Origin of the sequence: Cryobacterium sp. RTC2.1 (assembly GCF_035018685.1) — a bacterium.
GTDB lineage: Bacteria > Actinomycetota > Actinomycetes > Actinomycetales > Microbacteriaceae > Cryobacterium > Cryobacterium glucosi.
Genome location: NZ_JASJXJ010000109.1, coordinates 1 through 13,662, shown reverse-complemented (window position 1 = coordinate 13,662; position 13,662 = coordinate 1). Strand labels below are relative to the sequence as shown.

Genomic DNA, 13,662 nt, shown 5'->3' with positions numbered 1-13,662 from the left:
AAGGTGGCCATGCTCGGCGCGATGTACGGTGCGACGACGGGGGAGAGCGGGCGGTTGCTGCCCCGGCTCGCGCGGGCGTATCCGCGGGCACTCGCGTTGACCGAGACAGCCGCGCGCGCAGGCGAGCGCGGCGACCAGGTCACGACCAGGCTGGGCCGGTCCTCGCCGCCTCCCGGAGAAGAGTGGTATGCCGCGCAGTCTCTGGCTTCGTCGGAGGGAGCCGGCGATGCCGATGAGCGGAGGGCGCGCACCCAGGCCAGGGACTGGGGTCGTTTCACGCGCAACTTCGTGGTGCAGGGGAGTGCGGCCGAGTGGGCGTTGTGCTGGATGGCGGAAATCCGGCGGGAACTCCGGAAACTGGCGTCGGACGTCGGCGCAGATGCCGGATCCGGGTTGGAGCCCCGGTCTCCTTCCCGGGCTCCTTCCGGGTCTTCTTCCGGGTCCCGTTCCGGTCGGGGCGGTGTCGTGTTCGCCGATATCCCGCACCTGGTGTTCTTCCTCCACGACGAGGTCATCGTGCATACCCCGGAGCATCTGGCGGCCAGGGTCGCGACCATTATCGAAGATGCCGCGGCCACGGCGGGGAGGCACCTGTTCGGCACCTTCCCTGTCGACTTCCTGCTGACCGTCGCCACCGTCGACAACTACGGCGACGCGAAATAGCGCCCGCCGCGGCAATAAACCCGGGCCCGTGCCCGTTGCACTGAAGACACTCACACGACGGGATGGCGCAGGCATGACACAGCAGGTAGAGCAGGGCAGCGCAGACCAGGGCGGCGCATTCCAAGGCAACGACGCCCAGGGCAGCACAGACCAGGACCGGACGGACGCCGCACTCGCACGGCTCGCCGAATTCCGGGACGCACGCTCCCGCGCGGTCGTCGGCCCGCGCGGCAACCTCGCCCTCGTGAACACCCAGTGGATCACCGGTGACCCCGCGGTCGGCCAGCCGGTCTGGGGCGTCCCCGGGTTATGGGCGCCGCTCCCCGCTGGGGTGTCCGGGCTCGCGCTGACAGCGGCAGCGAGCGAGGGGATCACCGTCGACGGTGACGTGGTCGATGGATCGGTGCTCGTGGCCGGACTCGACGCGATGCAGCCCTCGAGCATCCGCTTCAGCGACACGCTCACGGGAACGGTGATCGCCGGCGAAGACGGCGGGTATGCCCTCCGGGTCTGGGACGCCGCCTCCGAGGGAATCCGCGATTTCGGCCGGATCGATGCATTCCCCTACGATCCGGACTGGGTGGTCGAGGCGACGTTCACGCCGATCCCCGGGCGGGGTGAGGTCAGCATCGCACACCTGCAGGATGAGGGACGGACCCGCCAGCGCGCCCTGCCCGGCGAGATCACCTTCACCAGGGATGGCATCGACTACAACCTCGTTGCCTTCGAGGACGGGCCGAGCCTGCTCCTCGTGTTCGCCGACGCGACCAACGGGGTCAGCACCTACAGCGTCGGCCGATTCCTGCGCGTCTCACCGGAGGGCGACGGAACGATTCGCCTCGACTTCAACCGGGCCTACCTGCCGCCGTGCGCCTTCAGCTACAACTTCAACTGCCCGATCGCACCTGCCCAGAACCGACTCACCATCCCGATCGAGGCCGGCGAGCGCATGGTCCTGACCGCGGACGGCACGCCGCTGCACGACTGAACCGATCGTCTCGACTTTCGGCGAAGTCGTCCACGGGCTGCATCGTCCACGGGCTGCGTCTCATACTTCTTCCGGACTGGACGCCGTGATCGAGCTATGCCGCCACCGCCGGCCGCCGGCCGCGCCGTGGCTTCTGAAGATTGAGACCGTGCCCGAACTCGCCTGGGGCGGCGGCCAGCGTGCGCTCCGTGCTCTCGAGCCAGGCCAGTGCCGCGGTCGCGAGGGCATGCCGCGCCCCCGCGCCGAGCAGGTCCTGCCCGGCGCCCGGCCGGAGCTCCCCGCCGTGCGCCCCGGCGACGGTGTTGTCGCTTCCTGCGCCGGGACCGGAGTCCGCAAGGTCGGACTCCCAGTGCGTGCGATAGCGGGCGATGATGCCGAGAACGTCCGTATCAGGGAGTGACGACGCGAGCAGCACCCGGTCGACGAGGTCGTTCCACTCCTCGCCGACGGCGCTCTCCGTCGCGGTCAGCCAGGCAGATGCTTCGCTCAATCCGGACGAGGTCGCCCGGTACAGGGGGAGTCCGTCGTCAGTGGTCCCTGCCGATTCCACGACTCCCTGTTTCACGAGTCGCTCGAGAGTGCCGTAGACCTGGCCGGCGTTCACGTTCCGGCGACCGGCCGTACGGGAACTGAGTTCAGCGTGAAGCTGGAATCCGTATGCCGGACCGATCGACAGGATCACAAGCAGACAACTGCGTACCGACACCGGGCCTCCGAAGCGAGAGATAGCTATACCGAGTATAGCGAACCGGTCCACGGGAAAACGCGCGGGAACCGGTTGAACTGGTGGGATCAAATAACCCGATCTTCCTTGAATACCCACAGGCGGCTGAGGCATAATCCAAGGAGACGGCAGCAATTCCGTCGTAGCGACAAGTTCACACTCGCTTGCATCGTATTGAATCCGCAGTTCTGAGGTCGTTGGGGAAGACGCATCTCACAGAACGGAGAAAATCGATGACAGCAATACCTGCGCGCCGGCCACCAACTGCGCGAGGGGTGCTTTTGGTGCATTCGTCGCCACGGGCACTCAGCCCGCATGTGGAGTGGGCGGTCGGTCGCGCCCTCGGCGAGGCCGTCAACTTCGACTGGTCCGATCAGCCGGTGCTCACGGGTTCCCAGCGCGCCGAATACCACTGGGAGGGCGCACCAGGGACCGGCGCGTGCCTCGCATCCGCGCTGCTCGGATGGGACCACTTGCGCTTCGAAGTGACCGAGGACGCCGGGTTCGGCGTCGATGGCGGGCGGTGGCTGCACACGCCGGAGCTCGGCATTTTCTTCGCACAGACCGACACCGTCGGGAACATCGTGATCCCGGAAGACCGGATTCGCTACGCCATGGAATCCGCCGGCGCGAACGCCGTCGAACTGCATCGCGAACTGCGCCTCGCCCTCGGGCAGGCCTGGGACGACGAACTCGAACCCTTCAGGCACGCGAGCGACTTCAATTCCGTGGTCTGGCTGCACAAGGTCGGCTGACAGTCCTGATTCGCACAAGGCCGGGGAAAGAGACACCTGGCGGAAACGAGAAAAGGCGGAAACGAGAACAGGCCCGACCCCGGGGGGTCGAGCCTGTTGCTGATAGACGTCCGAAGGGACCGAGCTTGTCGACTAGACCGAGCGGAAGGCCACGACGGCGTTGTGGCCGCCGAATCCGAACGAGTTGCTGATCGCGAGCAGGTTGCCGCCGGGCAGGGTGCGCGGTGAGGTCACGACGTCGAGCGGAATGGCCGGGTCCTGCTCGACGAGGTTGATCGTCGGCGGGGCGGTCCGCGTCGAGAGCGCCATCACGGTGAAGAACGCCTCGATCGCACCTGCACCACCGAGCAGGTGCCCGGTGGATGCCTTCGTCGCGGAAACGGGGATGCCCTCGAGCAGGTCGCCGAACACGCGACGGAGTGCGTTGTACTCAGCGATGTCCCCGACTGGCGTGCTTGTCGCATGCGCATTGATGTGGGCGACATCACTGAGATCGGCACCCGCGTTGCGGATGGCGGTGACCATAGCCCGGGCGGCCGCCGATCCCTCGGGGTCGGGAGCCGTGATGTGGTACGCGTCACTCGTGACGGCACCGCCGAGCAGTTCGGCGTAGATGTGCGCACCGCGGGCCTTGGCGTGTTCTTCGGTTTCGACGACGAGTGCTGCTGCACCCTCGCCGAGCACGAAGCCGTCGCGTGACACGTCGTACGGGCGTGAGGCATGGGCCGGGTCGTCGTTCCGCTTGGACAACGCCTGCATCGCCGCGAACGACGCGATCGGCAGTGGGTGGATCGCGGCTTCCGAGCCACCGGCGATGACGACGTCCGCGCGGCCGGCCTGCAGCCGGTCATAGGCGTTGACGAGGGACTCGGTGCTCGACGCGCAGGCGGAGACGACGGTCGTGATACCGGCGCGGGCGTGCAGGTCCATGCCGATTGCCGCGGCGGGACCGTTCGGCATCAGCATCGGGACGGTCATCGGCAGCACGCGGCGTGGGCCGCGTTCGCGCAGGGTGTCCCAGGCGTCGAGGAGGGTCCACACGCCGCCGATGCCGGTGGCCCAGTCGACGGCGAGCCGGTCGGCTTCGACCTCGGGAGATCCGGCATCCGCCCAGGCCTCGCGGCCGGCGATCAGCGCGAACTGGCTCGAGGGGTCGAGACGCTTGATCTCGTGCCTGGCGAGGACCTCGCTGGCGGGGACCCGCGCCTGCGCGGCGAAGGTGATCGGCAGCTGGGTGCGTGCGACCCATTCCTGCTCGAGGGTGGTGGCGCCGGACTCGCCGTTCAACAGCGCAGCCCAGGTCTCGGCGGCAGTGCCTCCGAGAGGGGAGGTCGCACCGATTCCGGTGATAACGATCTTCTTGGTCATATGCAACTCTCCGTGGTACATCAAAACGGCGGGCGGAGCCCACAGACCAGGCCGGTCGGCGATGCCGGCCGGCCTGGGCTCGTTAGTTTTAGTCCTGGGCCTTGACGATGAAGTCGACGGCGTCGCCGACGGTCTTAAGGTTCTTGACCTCTTCGTCGGGGATCTTCACGTCGAACTTCTCTTCTGCGTTGACGACAATGGTCATCATCGAGATGGAATCGATGTCGAGGTCGTCGGTGAACGACTTACCCATCTCAACCGTGTCAGCCGCAATGCCGGTCTCATCATTGATGAGCTCAGCGAGGCCGGACAGTACTTCTTCGGTGGACAATGCCATTTTTTTCTCCTTGGGGTGTCTCGTATGACCGAGATTCAGTTTAGAGGCGGTACGGGAAAACTACGGGAGCACGACGACCTGCGCGCCGAACACCAGTCCGGCTCCGAAGCCGATCTGCAGGGCGAGACCGCCACTGAGCTCAGGGTGTTCGGCAAGCAGGGTGTGCGTGGCGATCGGGATCGACGCCGACGAGGTGTTCCCCGTTGTGGCGATATCGCGCGCGATGACGACGGACTCGGGGAGCTTGAGCAGCTTCGCGAACTCGTCGATGATGCGCATGTTGGCCTGGTGCGGGATGAAGGCCGCGAGGTCGGCACTGGTCACGCCGGCGGCCTCGAGGGCCTGCTTGGCGACCTTGGCCATGTCCCAGACCGCCCAGCGGAAGACTGTCTGGCCCTCCTGGCGGAGCGTGGGCCACTCGGATTCACCGCGGTGGTATTCCTGCAGGGTGTGATTCATCTGGATCGCGCCGGCCTTGGAACCGTCGGACCCCCAGACGGTGCTCGAGATACCGGGGTAGTCGCTCGGACCGATCACGACGGCGCCTGCGCCGTCGCCGAGGAGGAACGAGATGCTGCGGTCGGTCGGGTCAACGAGGTCGGAGAGCTTTTCGGCCCCGACGACGAGCGCGTAGTGAGCGACACCGGTGCGGATGAGGGCGTCGGCCTGGGCCACGGCATATGCGTAACCGGCACAGGCGGCGTTGATGTCGTAGGCAGCGGCCGGGTTGGCGCCGACCTTGTCGGCGAGGACGGCGGCCATCGACGGGGTCTGGCGGCCGTTGCTGATGGTGGCGACGATGACGGCGTCGATCAGGGTCGGGTCGATGCCGGACTTCTCGATGGCCTCGGTGGCGGCAACGACGGCGAGGTCGACGGCCTGGACGTCCTTGCTGGCCCTGACGCGGCTGATGATGCCGGTACGCTGCTGGATCCACTCGTCGGACGAGTCGATCGGACCGACCAGGTCGTCGTTGGGAACGGTCAGGTCACCGCGGGCGGCACCGACCGACAGGATGCGCGTGAACGCGGGGCCGTGCGACTGCTGGAGTGTGGGCTTGGTCATGGTCTCTTTCCGTCGGGCTTACTGCTGGTCGATCAGTGCAAACGCGGCGGGCAAATCGTCCGGGGTCTTGATCGCGACGCTGGGTACGCCTTTGAGTGCACGCTTCGCAAGGCCGACGAGGGCGCCGGCTGGCGCGATCTCGATGATTCCGGTGACGCCAGCGGCCTCGAAAGACTGCATGCACATGTCCCACCGTACCGGCGAGGAGACCTGGTCGACGAGATATCCGACGAACCGCGCGCCGTCGGCGACCTGGCTGCCGTCCCGGTTCGTCCAGATCGGCAGGGTCGGGTTCGAGGGGGTGAGACGCGCGGCGACCGCGGCGAGCGAGGCGACGGCAGGCTGCATATACCGGGTGTGGAATGCACCGGCGACCTGAAGGGGGATGACACGCGAACGGGCAGGCGGAGCGGCGGAGAGACGGGCGAGTGCGTCGATCGCACCGGCTACGACGACCTGGCCGCCGCCGTTGAAGTTGGCCGGTTCGAGGCCGAGTTCGGTGAGGAGCGTGAGAAGTTCGGCTTCGTCGCCGCCGAGCACGGCGCTCATCCCGGACGGTTCGAGGGCTGCGGCCTCTGCCATCGCCGCGCCGCGTTCGCGCACGAACCCGAGGGCATCGGCGTCGTTCAGGATGCCGGCCCCGGCTGCGGCGGTGATCTCGCCGACTGAGTGCCCCGCGATCCCCGCGATGCGGTCGCGGCGACCGCCGGCGAAGAGCGCCCGCATGGTGAGGATTCCGGACGCAACGATCAGTGGCTGGGCGACGGCCGTGTCACGGATGGTGTCGGCGTCACTGACCGTGCCATGGGTGACAAGGTCGAGTCCGCTCGCGGCGGACATCGCGTCGAGTCCGGCGGCGAAGGCGGGGTCTTCAAGCCAGGGAACGAGGAAACCAGGGGTTTGCGAGCCCTGTCCGGGACAGACGACAACAATCATTCCCCTAGTCTCCCAAGCTCAATTCGCCGCGGAGTGTCGATGATCGACCAAGTATCCGGAAAACGTTTGTGTCTTCCCGCAGAAACAGGTCAAACGAGGGGTGTCAGCGTCGGCGGGTGGAGCCGTCGTGGTCGCTGATCGAGCCGAGGATGAGCGCGGACTGCAGGATGAGCGCCTCACGGGCGCCCGTCGCGTCGTAGCCGATGACCTCGGAGACGCGCTTCAGGCGGTAGCGCACGGTGTTGGGGTGAACAAAGAGTTCCCTGGCCGTCGCTTCAAGCGAGCGGCCGTTGTCGAGGTAGCACCACAGCGTCGTGAGCAGTTCGGTCGAGTGCGCCTGGAGCGGCCGGTAGATGCGGTGGATGAGGGTGGCGCGGGCGAGCGGGTCGCCTGCGAGCGCACGCTCCGGGAGCAGGTCGTCCGCCTGGACAGGGCGCGGCGCGTTCCGCCACGACCTGGCTACGGCGAAACCGGCCAGGGCCGCCTTCGCGCTCTTGGAGGCGTCGACGAGGTTGGGCACTTCGTGTCCGAGCACGAGGTGCCCGGCACCGAAGCTCGGTTCCAGTTGCACCGCGATCTCCATGAACGTCAGGGCGGATGCCGTCCCGACGGTGTCCTCGGAGTCCGCTGAGGCGGGGTGCGCGCGACCGATCACGAGAACAAGCCGGTTTCCCTGCACCCCGATCAGCACGTCGGCGGCCATGTGCCGCGCGGAGCGGCGCAGCTGGTCGACATCGAGCATCTTCGGGGTGGTGCCGACGAGCACGCAGACCTCGCCGTGGCCGTGCCAGCCGAGTGCGGCGATCCGGCTCGGCAGTTCGTCGTCGTACTCGCCGCTGAGGATCGAGTCGACCACGAGGGCCTCGAGCCGCACGTCCCAGAGCCCGCGTGCCTCGGCGGCGCGCGCGTAGACATCCGCAGCTCCGAAGGCGATCTCGCGGGAGTAGAGCAGGATCGCCTCGCGGAGGATCTCGCCGCCGTCCTTGACGCGTTCCTCGACGACCTCGACGGAGACCCGGATGAGCTGGAGGGTCTGCTGCAGGCTCACCGAGCGCAACAGCTCCCGCGGCGCGGCACCGAAGACGTCGGCCGCGATCCACGGAGTGGATTTCGGGTCGTCGAACCACGCGATGAAGGACGTGATGCCCGCCTGGGCCACCAGCCCGACCGAGGACCGCCGTCCTGGCGGCATATCGCCGTACCAGGGCAGCGTGTCCTCGAGTCGTTTCAGGGTCGCCGTGGACAGCTCCCCTGAGATGGTGCGCAACCAGGCGAGCGTCTGCTCCTTCGTCTTCGGTGCCGGGGCCACAGTCGGGTTAGCTCTCGCCCCCGGCGGAGCCCGTTGTGCCCGCGGTCACGTCGTGCAGCTGGTACTTCTCGATGGCCTGGCCGACGACCGCCCTGTCGATCTCGCCGCGACGGGCGAGCATCTCGAGGGTGCGGACGACCATGGACGGTCCGTCGATCTTGAAGAACCGACGGGCGGCAGGGCGGGTGTCCGAGAAGCCGAAGCCGTCCGCGCCGAGGGTGGCGAAATCGCCGGGGATGAACTGGCGGATCTGGTCGGGCACGGCGTGCATGAAGTCGCTGACCGCGATGAACGGGCCGGCGGCTCCGGCGAGCTTCTTCGTGACGTACGGCACCTGCGGGCCCTGGTCGGGGTTGAGGAAGTTGTGCTCCTCCGCCCGCATGCCGTCGCGGCGCAGTTCGGCCCAGGACGTGACGGACCAGACATCGGCCGAGACTCCCCAGTCGGAGGCGAGCAGGGCCTGCGCCTCGAGCGCCCACGGCACGGCGACACCGGAGGCCAGGAGCTGCGCCTTCGGTCCGGTGACCTGCGAGTGGTTGATCCGGTGGATGCCGTGCACGATGCCGTCGACGTCGACCTCGTCGGGCTCGGCCGGCTGCACGGCCGGCTCGTTGTACACGGTGATGTAGTACATGACGTTCGGGTCGTCGTGCAGGCCGCCGTACATCCGCTCGAGACCGGAACGCACGATGTGCGCGATCTCGTACCCGTACGCCGGGTCGTAGGACACGACGGCAGGGTTGGTGGATGCGAGGAGCGGCGAGTGGCCGTCGGCGTGCTGCAGTCCCTCACCGGTCAGGGTCGTGCGACCCGCGGTGGCTCCGATCATGAAGCCGCGGGCCATCTGGTCGCCGGCGGCCCACATGGCGTCGCCGGTGCGCTGGAATCCGAACATCGAGTAGAACACGTAGATCGGGATGAGCGGCTCACCCTGGGTGGCGTAGGTGGTCCCGACGTTCGTGAACGCGGCCATCGCGCCGGCCTCGTTGATGCCGACGTGCAGGATCTGGCCCTGCGGGCTCTCCTTGTACGCGAGCAGCTGGGCGTGGTCGACGGACGTGTACTGCTGGCCGTTCGGGTTGTAGATCTTGGCGTTCGGGAAGAACGCGTCGATTCCGAAGGTGCGGGCCTCGTCGGGGATGATCGGGACGATGCGGTTTCCGAAGTCCTTGGCGCGCAGGAGCTCCTTGAGCAGACGGACGAACGCCATCGTCGTGGCGATCTCCTGCGTGCCGGAGCCTTTCAGGGTCGGCGCGTACGTCGAGTCCTGCGGGAGGTTGACCTGGGTGTACTTGCTCCGGCGTTCCGGCACGTAGCCGCCGAGGGCGCGGCGGCGTTCGTGCAGGTACTGGATCGCCTCGTCGTTCTCGTCCGGACGGTAGTACGGCGGGAGGTAGGGGTTCTCCTCGAGCTGGGCATCCGTGATCGGCATGTGGGTGCTGTCACGGAAGGTCTTCAGGTTCTCGAGGGTGAACTTCTTCATCTGGTGGGTCGCGTTGCGGCCCTCGAAGCTCGGGCCGAGGGCGTAGCCCTTGACGGTCTTCGCGAGGATGACGGTCGGCTGGCCCTTGTGCTCCGACGCGGCCTTGAACGCCGCGTAGACCTTGCGGTAGTCGTGGCCGCCACGCTTGAGGTTCCAGATCTCGTCGTCGGTGTAGCCTTCGACGAGCTTCAGGGCGCGCGGGTCGCGGCCGAAGAAGTTCTCGCGAACGTATGCGCCGCTCTCGGCCTTGTACGTCTGGTAGTCGCCGTCGGGGGTGACGTTCATCAGGTTGAGCAGGGCGCCGTCGACGTCGCGGGACAGGAGGTCGTCCCACTCGCGGCCCCAGACGACCTTGATGACGTTCCAGCCGGCACCGCGGAAGAAGCTCTCGAGCTCCTGGATGATCTTTCCGTTTCCGCGGACGGGTCCATCGAGGCGCTGCAGGTTGCAGTTGATGATGAAGTTGAGGTTGTCGAGACCCTCGTTCGCGGCGACCTGGAGTTGGCCGCGGCTTTCGACCTCGTCCATCTCACCGTCGCCGAGGAACGCCCAGACCTGCTGGTCGCTGGCGTCCTTGATTCCGCGGTTGGTGAGGTACCGGTTGGTCTGCGCCTGGTAGATGGCGTTGATCGGACCGAGGCCCATCGACACCGTCGGGAACTGCCAGAACTCCGGCATCAGGCGCGGGTGCGGGTAGGACGACAGTCCCTGCGGCGCGTGCGACTTCTCCTGGCGGAAGCCGTCGAGCTGGTTCGCGGTCAGGCGGCCCTCGAGGAATGCCCGGGCGTAGGTGCCGGGGGAGGCGTGGCCCTGGATGAAGATCTGGTCTCCGCCACCCGGGTGGTCCTGGCCGCGGAAGAAGTGGTTGAAGCCGACCTCATAGAGGGCGGCGGATGAGGCGTATGTCGAGATGTGTCCGCCGACGGAGATCCCGGGTCGCTGTGCGCGGTGCACGAGCACGGCTGCGTTCCAGCGGATCCAGGCGCGGTAGCGGCGCTCGATGTCTTCATCGCCGGGGAAGTCCGGCTCGTTGCCGGCCGCGATCGTGTTGATGTAGTCGGTGGTGGGCACCATGGGGACGCCCAGGTGCAGTTCCTTGGATCGTTTGAGCAGGCTCAGCATGATCTCGCGGCCGCGTTCGTGTCCCTGGGCGGCCACGAGTGCGTCCAGAGATTCGGACCACTCTTTCGTCTCTTCCGGATCCGCATCCGTGCTGTTCACCGAGTATGGGTCCTGGTCGTTGACAGTCACAGTCGACCTCTCTCTATCGGGCAGGTCGTGTGATACGCGACCGTGCCTGGTTAGGCGTGCCGCAAAGCGGTCCCTGTGGACCGCTGGCACCACGCCAGCCTACAGATTCCAGCTGTGTGCCGCGCACGCGCGGCCGGTACGCGACGAACGCTGTCAGCGAAAGAATTGTCTAGGTTTCCCCCATCCCCGGGGCTAGGCTGTTCCGGCGCTTGCCACTGGTGGCTGACGCAGGAAAGGACGCACTATGGCTCTGGAGAATGACACCCAGGCACCCGACTTCGAATTGGTCAACCAGTACGGCGAGCACATCCAGCTCAGCCAGTATCGCGGTGACAAGTCGGTGGCATTGGTCTTCTTCCCTCTCGCGTTCTCGGGAATCTGCAGTGGCGAGTTGTGCACCCTGCGCGACAACCTGAGCCTGTTCGAGAACAGTGGTGTTGAACTCCTGGGTATTTCGGTGGATTCCCGGCACGCGCTGCGCGCCTGGGGAGAGCAGGAGAACTACGGATTCAACCTCCTCGCCGACTTCTGGCCGCATGGAGCCGTCGCCAAGGAATACGGCGTCTTCCTCGAGGAGAAGGGTTTCTCGAACCGCGCAACCTTCCTGATCGACCCGGACGGCATCATCCGTGCGAGCTTCATCACGGCTCCCGGCGAGGCGCGTTCGCTCGACGCATACCGTGCCGCGATCGGCGAACTCCAGCCCGCGTGACCCGATCGCCGCTCCCACCGGTATAGTGGTGTCGGTTCAACCCCGGCGGAAGTCGATACGCAGGGGCCTTTAGCTCAGTTGGTAGAGCGCCACGTTTACACCGTGGATGTCATCGGTTCGAGCCCGGTAGGGCCCACCAGTAGGTCAGCACCTCGGGGTGTCCGAGAGTGATTCCCCGGTTGACCGGGATCTGGTCTCACGGGTTAGGCTTGGGGTAATTCGGTGAGTCCTGCCGGGACTCCCGTGTGAACCGGTCGCTCCTCCGGGAGCCGAAAGGTCGTGTGTGCCAGTGGCTCTCCTGTGGAGTGATCTGCGAGTGGATGTCCCGGTCGGCCGGAGCAGGCATGCCCCCGGGGCACAGGACCCGGCCCGTGTCCCCCGTTAGCCGTGCGGCATTCGATACTGCCGCCCGGGAACTCGAAGCCTGGGACGACTCCGGCACGGAGCTCTGCGCCCCGTTCCTGAGAGTGCTCCCCATCGATGGAGCAGCGATCTCCACCCTCGGCGCGCCCTTCGGGACCGAGACGATCAGCGCGAGCGACGCGTTCGCCGCCCGGATCGACGAACTGCAATTCGATCTCGGCGAGGGACCGTGCTGGCGGGCGCTCGCGACCCGGCGCCCGGTCCTCTCGCCGGACATCCGCCTCGAGCAGAATCCGGCCTGGCCGATGTTTCGCGCGGCACTCGACGACGCGGAGGTCGGGGGACTGTTCGCCTTCCCTCTCGTCATCGGAACGCTCGAGATCGGCGCCGTCGACCTCTACTCGTCCGTTGCCGGCCCGTTGCCGCCGGAGGCTGTCGCCGACGCAACGGAACTCGCGGATATCGTCGCCCGGGTCGTGTTGCGCCGGGCGCTTCGAGACCACGTCTCCGTGGAACAGGATCCGGAGCGACTGGATGCCGACGGACCGAACCCTGCCGACCCGACGCAACCGGAAGCCGAGGGATTCTCGCGCCGCGTGATCCACCAGGCCACGGGGATGATCCTTGCCCAGCTGAATCTCTCCGCCACGGATGCATTGCTGCTCCTCCGTGGTTACGCTTTCTCAAACGGACGATCGGTGCGGTCCGTCGCACACGATGTGGTCGCCCGGAAAATTGATTTCTCCACGGTTATCGCACCTTAGGATTACAACATGGTCACACAATCCCGGGAGGGTCAGCTCGTCGAGACGTTCGTCACGCTGGCCGACACGCTCGTCGTCGGCTACGACGTCGTCGACCTCCTGCAGACTCTCGTCGAGCGGTGCGCGCTCCTCTTCGGAGCGTCCGCGGTGGGTATCATCCTCTCGGCCGGTCACGGAGACTTCGAGGTCGTGGCCTCCACCAACGAGCGCACCCGGCTGGTCGAAATCCTCCAGCTGCGAGCGGGCGCCGGTCCCTGCGTCGAGTGCGTGACGACCGGTGCCGCTGTCGCCATTCCCGACCTCGACGTCGTCGCCCCGAAATGGCCCCTCTTCCGTGCGGGTGCACTCGAACAGGGATTCCTCTCGATGCACGCCGTTCCCCTGCACCTGCGGGCGACGACCATCGGCTCACTCAATCTTTTCTGGGACCGTCTCGGCGGCCTTGGCGCCGAGGACCTGCGCACCGTTCAGGCCCTCGCGGACACGGCGACGATCGGAATCCTGCAGGAACGCGCGATCCGCGAGAGCGACATCGCTCGCGCACAGCTCCAGCACGCGCTCAACAGCCGCGTCGTGATCGAACAGGCCAAGGGCGTCATCGCGTTCATGCACGACGTCGACATGAGCGAGGCGTTCACGATGCTCCGTGACTACGCCAGGAGCCACAACAGGCCGCTCGCCGAAGTATCCGCGGCCGTCGTCGATCGCACCCTTCGCCTCTGAACCGGTTCTGCATATACTGGGGTTGCGCCCCGGACCCTGGCTGCACATGGACAGTTCACTGAGCCAGTGAGGGAAGACGATGAAGCGCATATTCCACGCAGGGGGATCCGTCGTAACCGGGAGTGACCTTGCCGATGCTGTCATGCAGTATGCCGAGAGACTGAGTACCCGAGGCCAGGTCGAAGTTGTCGACATTCCCGTCATCGGCGACAGCGGTCAGG

At 66.8% G+C, this 13,662-nt stretch carries 12 protein-coding genes, 1 tRNA gene and 1 pseudogene; 7 read left to right on the top strand and 7 right to left on the bottom strand.

The window, feature by feature from the left end:
• Positions 1-663 (top strand): annotated as a pseudogene (locus QN357_RS13340) (bifunctional 3'-5' exonuclease/DNA polymerase); the annotation flags it as partial.
• Positions 664-736: 73 nt separating this feature from the next.
• On the top strand, positions 737-1,651 hold the full coding sequence (locus QN357_RS13335; RefSeq protein ID WP_322135874.1) for a DUF1684 domain-containing protein: 915 nt from the start codon (positions 737-739) through the stop codon (positions 1,649-1,651).
• A gap of 94 nt (positions 1,652-1,745) precedes the next feature.
• On the opposite strand, the gene QN357_RS13330 is transcribed toward QN357_RS13335, so the two are convergent.
• The gene (locus tag QN357_RS13330; protein WP_322135873.1) at positions 1,746-2,357 is read right to left on the bottom strand and encodes a PadR family transcriptional regulator; all 612 of its coding nucleotides are present in this window, start codon (positions 2,355-2,357) and stop codon (positions 1,746-1,748) included.
• Positions 2,358-2,608: 251 nt separating this feature from the next.
• Here QN357_RS13330 and QN357_RS13325 point away from each other — a divergent pair, with 251 nt between their 5' ends.
• Entirely contained in the window at positions 2,609-3,130 is a 522-nt protein-coding gene (locus tag QN357_RS13325) for a DUF3145 domain-containing protein (RefSeq protein ID WP_134446471.1), read from the top strand.
• Between the two features lie 132 nt (positions 3,131-3,262).
• Here QN357_RS13325 and QN357_RS13320 read toward each other — a convergent pair whose 3' ends face one another.
• From QN357_RS13320 to aceE, 6 genes are all read right to left on the bottom strand, one after another.
• Positions 3,263-4,498 carry a beta-ketoacyl-[acyl-carrier-protein] synthase family protein gene (locus QN357_RS13320; RefSeq protein ID WP_134558431.1) on the bottom strand — a complete coding sequence of 412 codons (1,236 nt, stop codon included), beginning with the start codon at positions 4,496-4,498 and terminating at the stop codon, positions 3,263-3,265.
• A gap of 88 nt (positions 4,499-4,586) precedes the next feature.
• On the bottom strand, positions 4,587-4,835 hold the full coding sequence (locus tag QN357_RS13315; RefSeq protein ID WP_134446473.1) for an acyl carrier protein: 249 nt from the start codon (positions 4,833-4,835) through the stop codon (positions 4,587-4,589).
• A 60-nt stretch (positions 4,836-4,895) separates the two neighbouring features.
• Complete coding sequence (locus tag QN357_RS13310; RefSeq protein ID WP_134446474.1) at positions 4,896-5,900, bottom strand: beta-ketoacyl-ACP synthase III; 1,005 nt, start codon at positions 5,898-5,900, stop codon at positions 4,896-4,898.
• Positions 5,901-5,918: 18 nt separating this feature from the next.
• The gene (locus QN357_RS13305) at positions 5,919-6,836 is read right to left on the bottom strand and encodes an ACP S-malonyltransferase (protein ID WP_134446475.1); all 918 of its coding nucleotides are present in this window, start codon (positions 6,834-6,836) and stop codon (positions 5,919-5,921) included.
• A gap of 103 nt (positions 6,837-6,939) precedes the next feature.
• A complete protein-coding gene (locus QN357_RS13300) occupies positions 6,940-8,145 on the bottom strand; it encodes a PucR family transcriptional regulator (RefSeq protein WP_134446476.1) in 1,206 nt (401 codons plus the stop codon).
• Between the two features lie 7 nt (positions 8,146-8,152).
• Positions 8,153-10,879, bottom strand: a complete 2,727-nt coding sequence (gene aceE, locus QN357_RS13295; RefSeq protein WP_134446477.1) for a pyruvate dehydrogenase (acetyl-transferring), homodimeric type — start codon at positions 10,877-10,879, stop codon at positions 8,153-8,155.
• Between the two features lie 244 nt (positions 10,880-11,123).
• Here aceE and QN357_RS13290 point away from each other — a divergent pair, with 244 nt between their 5' ends.
• From QN357_RS13290 to QN357_RS13275, 4 genes are all read left to right on the top strand, one after another.
• Positions 11,124-11,591, top strand: coding sequence for a peroxiredoxin (locus tag QN357_RS13290; protein ID WP_134446478.1), 468 nt, complete (start codon positions 11,124-11,126; stop codon positions 11,589-11,591).
• Between the two features lie 63 nt (positions 11,592-11,654).
• A tRNA-Val gene (locus QN357_RS13285) sits at positions 11,655-11,730 on the top strand.
• A 232-nt stretch (positions 11,731-11,962) separates the two neighbouring features.
• Positions 11,963-12,718 carry a GAF and ANTAR domain-containing protein gene (locus QN357_RS13280; RefSeq protein WP_322135872.1) on the top strand — a complete coding sequence of 252 codons (756 nt, stop codon included), beginning with the start codon at positions 11,963-11,965 and terminating at the stop codon, positions 12,716-12,718.
• A gap of 9 nt (positions 12,719-12,727) precedes the next feature.
• Positions 12,728-13,441: a GAF and ANTAR domain-containing protein gene (locus QN357_RS13275; protein WP_134446480.1), complete on the top strand. Its 714-nt coding sequence runs from the start codon at positions 12,728-12,730 to the stop codon at positions 13,439-13,441.
• The last annotated feature ends 221 nt before the right edge of the window (positions 13,442-13,662 follow it).

Coding starts and splice junctions, on each gene's coding strand:
- QN357_RS13335 (WP_322135874.1), top strand. CDS start 737: ATGACACAGCAGGTAGAGCAGGGCAGCGCAGACCAGGGCGGCGCATTC.
- QN357_RS13325 (WP_134446471.1), top strand. CDS start 2,609: ATGACAGCAATACCTGCGCGCCGGCCACCAACTGCGCGAGGGGTGCTT.
- QN357_RS13320 (WP_134558431.1), bottom strand. CDS start 4,498: ATGACCAAGAAGATCGTTATCACCGGAATCGGTGCGACCTCCCCTCTC.
- QN357_RS13315 (WP_134446473.1), bottom strand. CDS start 4,835: ATGGCATTGTCCACCGAAGAAGTACTGTCCGGCCTCGCTGAGCTCATC.
- QN357_RS13310 (WP_134446474.1), bottom strand. CDS start 5,900: ATGACCAAGCCCACACTCCAGCAGTCGCACGGCCCCGCGTTCACGCGC.
- QN357_RS13305 (WP_134446475.1), bottom strand. CDS start 6,836: ATGATTGTTGTCGTCTGTCCCGGACAGGGCTCGCAAACCCCTGGTTTC.
- QN357_RS13290 (WP_134446478.1), top strand. CDS start 11,124: ATGGCTCTGGAGAATGACACCCAGGCACCCGACTTCGAATTGGTCAAC.
- QN357_RS13275 (WP_134446480.1), top strand. CDS start 12,728: ATGGTCACACAATCCCGGGAGGGTCAGCTCGTCGAGACGTTCGTCACG.